The 3,162-nt window shown below is 42.4% G+C and carries 4 protein-coding genes; all 4 read right to left on the bottom strand.

Annotated features, from left to right (window positions below):
* The coding region (locus PHF32_08740) for a UDP-N-acetylglucosamine 2-epimerase (GenBank protein MDD4560801.1) at nt 1-701 on the bottom strand (701 nt) is incomplete at its 3' end.
* The gene (locus PHF32_08735) at nt 698-1,708 is read right to left on the bottom strand and encodes a DUF354 domain-containing protein (GenBank protein ID MDD4560800.1); all 1,011 of its coding nucleotides are present in this window, start codon (nt 1,706-1,708) and stop codon (nt 698-700) included. The genes PHF32_08735 and PHF32_08740, both read right to left, overlap by 4 nt.
* Nucleotides 1,701-2,879 carry a DegT/DnrJ/EryC1/StrS family aminotransferase gene (locus PHF32_08730; protein MDD4560799.1) on the bottom strand — a complete coding sequence of 393 codons (1,179 nt, stop codon included), beginning with the start codon at nt 2,877-2,879 and terminating at the stop codon, nt 1,701-1,703. Before PHF32_08730 ends, PHF32_08735 begins: the two co-directional genes overlap by 8 nt.
* A partial coding sequence (locus tag PHF32_08725; GenBank protein ID MDD4560798.1) for a hypothetical protein occupies nt 2,876-3,162 on the bottom strand: 287 nt, incomplete at its 5' end. The genes PHF32_08725 and PHF32_08730, both read right to left, overlap by 4 nt.

The raw sequence follows: 3,162 nt of genomic DNA, 5'->3' as shown, positions 1-3,162 counted from the left end.
TGCTTACCAATTTCGCGGAAAGCGCCTAAGAGCATTTCCAAACCGCCCACTTCATCCACATTTGAAGGACGATGCAAAGTCACCAAAACATAGGGCTCATTCTCATTAATACCCAACTCACTCATTACCTCTGAACTATCTGCTTTTTTCCGATGCTCCACCAAAGAATCAATCATGATATTGCCCACCAAATGAATCTTCTCAGCAGGAACGCCTTCAATAAGAAGATTGGCATCACCATCATCTGACGGCGTAAGGAGAAGGTCTGATATCCTGTCGGTAAGAACTCGGTTTATCTCTTCCGGCATTCTTTCATCAAAGCTGCGTAAGCCGGCTTCCAGATGGACTACCGGAATATGTAGTTTCTTTGCTACCAGTGCACAAGCTATCGTAGAGTTCACATCACCGGCCACAATCACTAGATCAGGTCTATTTCCAGAAAGGATGTATTCTTCATATCTTTCAATTATTCGGGCTGTCTGCTGTCCATGAGTCCCCGAACCCACATGCAAATACGCATCCGGTTCCGGCATACCCAAATCTTCAAAAAAAAGCTTGGACATCTTCTCGTCATAATGCTGCCCGGTGTGAATCAAGGCGGGTGTATATCGATCACCCTGTTCTTTTAGCACCTTGTATAGCGGCGCCATCTTCATGAAATTCGGGCGGGCACCCACGATTAAATGTATCTGTTTTATCAAGCTTCGATAACCTCTTTCAGTTTCGTTATTACTTCTTCCTGAACCACTTTAGATCTATTCAAATCCACATCGGTTCGATTACTTGTTTTCAACCGTGCCATCAGCTCTGACACATCTCTGGAAAAGAACATCTTGCCATCTCTGATCATGGCTTTGTCGACAGCCAGTAATGACTTCCCGGCAAAAAAAGAAAAAGAAGGCACTCCCAGACATGCTGCTTCCCGCGCAAAAGTACCCGCCCCGGTCAATACTCCCTCGGAATAATAGCATGCATCCAAGCCATTGATGGGCTTATTAGGAATGTAGATATTCTTGACTCCCTCTGCATAAGCCTTGTCCACGGCATACCTTGGCAGGTACAATATGTTGTAACCCGCTTTCGATAGAGCCTGAAGCAATTTAGGTGTGATTGGTTTTGCGGAATCATTGTCTATGTAATTTGCTTGTAAGTTTTCGGGACGAACAACCACATAGTGTTCGAAAGGGAGACTATTGCTGAAGTTGTCGTCTGGATGATAATCAGCCACGTAAATGTCTTCTTTGAAGCCATCATACTGATATAGCTTATTCCGCTTAAAACCTTGTCTTGCAAGCTCGGCTTGAGGAACTGCCTTGGGCCAGAAAGCCATGTCTGTAAAGAGACTATACCTTTTATTGAAGGATGTTTCATTGTCATCAAAGGTTATGGACTTCTTTCTGCGAATCTTGGCTAGGTAGTTTGAAGAATCGCCACCAATAGAAATCTTAATATCAAAATGTGAGATGCTTGAGTTCAAGTTACTAATGCGTGATAGCATCCCCAGCACTTTGCTACACTTGTTCTTACCCTTATGAGCTCCAATCAAGACGTATTCTTCCCGGATGTCTTTCTCAAACAAGGGAACTGTCTCAGCGAAGTCCTTCAGTGAATAGATGAGCTTATAGTCTTTCTGCAACCTCATGATAAGGGGTTTAAAGAAGTTTATATGAGGAGTATTGGTGATGTCAAACCAAATTGTCTTATTCATTATTCATTCTCATAGCGTTAAATAGCTGTGTATGCTTGCTTTTGGAGTAAGCTGTTTGTACAACCGGAAGACTTAGTAATCTATCGTGGATGCATTCATATGCTTTCAGATTACAATATGGGAGATTTGGATCAGCAAAAGATAAAAGCTTACCTTGGTATCTCACCTGATGCTTATGCTCTAAATGCATTGCTTCGATACCATGTTCATTCAATTCTAGTATGCTTTCTTTTGAATCCTTTCCCGACATAACAAATAGTTTGGTGTATGATGAATCAGATAATGGATTGCTTTGTTTTAGTTCATTGGATACACCCACTTCATTCAACAAAGATTTGGCGGCTTCTTTCCTAATCTCAACAAGGGCTTGAATTGTGCTCCATCTAGACCAGCAACTCTTCAAGTATAACTTGGCCGGCTTGGTAAGCTCCTTCTCAAGTAGCATGAGATAATCACCAGCCTCTGATGCTTTTACCTTCCTTTTAACGAACTGATACAGGTTCTCAAGTCCTGGTTTCGCACGATAAGTAGTAATCAGAGCCATGAAAACCCTGTAAGCTATTTTGGCTGTACTTTCAGAAGCGAAGCTCTGCTGCAATTCCTTCGCCCTCAGATACCATTCCTTGTTGTCGGTCGCGAAAACACCGCCACCCAAACTGAAAAGGTTCTTTGTTAATGTAAAACAAGATATATCACCCAATTTCCCAGTAGAAACACCATCATAGCTTGAACCATACCCTTGGGCACAGTCTTCTATCAAAACAAGTCTGTTTTCATCGGCAATTCCCCTCAGAGCTTGCATGTCGCACGGGAATCCACCGAAATGAATAGCCTGAATAGCTATGCTGTCTTTTGTTATACGATCTTTTACGGCATTGGGATCTAAAGTCCAATCATTTTGTCTGACGTCATTAAAGCAAATTTCGTTATCTGTTGCAAGAATCGGTAGGAGTGCAACCTTACAAGTAAGAGGGCTGGTATGAACCACTCCGTTTCTTCCGATAGCCTTATAAGCAAGGTATAATGCACTCCTGCATGAGGAAGTGAAGAGAATATACTTCTTGCCGGTTAAATCCCTGAATTCCTCAGCCAGCTTCGCTTCTGTTCCCAAACAAAACATCGTCCTGATCAGGTCGAGGAAACCAAAATGCGGATTATAGTATGGGATCATCTGGTCTTTACGAATCTCCCCATTAGTAGCGCATACTTAAAGAACGGAATCGGATCCTTCCAGTCCCAAGTTGCTTCGGTGAATCTTCTGTAAGATCTTAAAACTGTCTTTGGGCTATCAATTCTCTTTATTATTCGGAGTATGGAGTAAACTATATCTGTGTATAAGTTAAGCCATATAGTTCCAACGGCATATTTGCTTGCAGAAGGCAATCTGCCTGAATGCACATAATTGTAAATCATGTTCGGATAATCAACGCCACATTTTGCGGCCAGACCAACCC

The organism is Candidatus Cloacimonadota bacterium (assembly GCA_028706475.1).
In the GTDB taxonomy this organism is placed as follows: Bacteria; Cloacimonadota; Cloacimonadia; order Cloacimonadales; family Cloacimonadaceae; genus UBA5456.
Note: the sequence above shows the minus strand (reverse complement) of the source record. Positions and strands in the feature narration are given on the sequence as shown.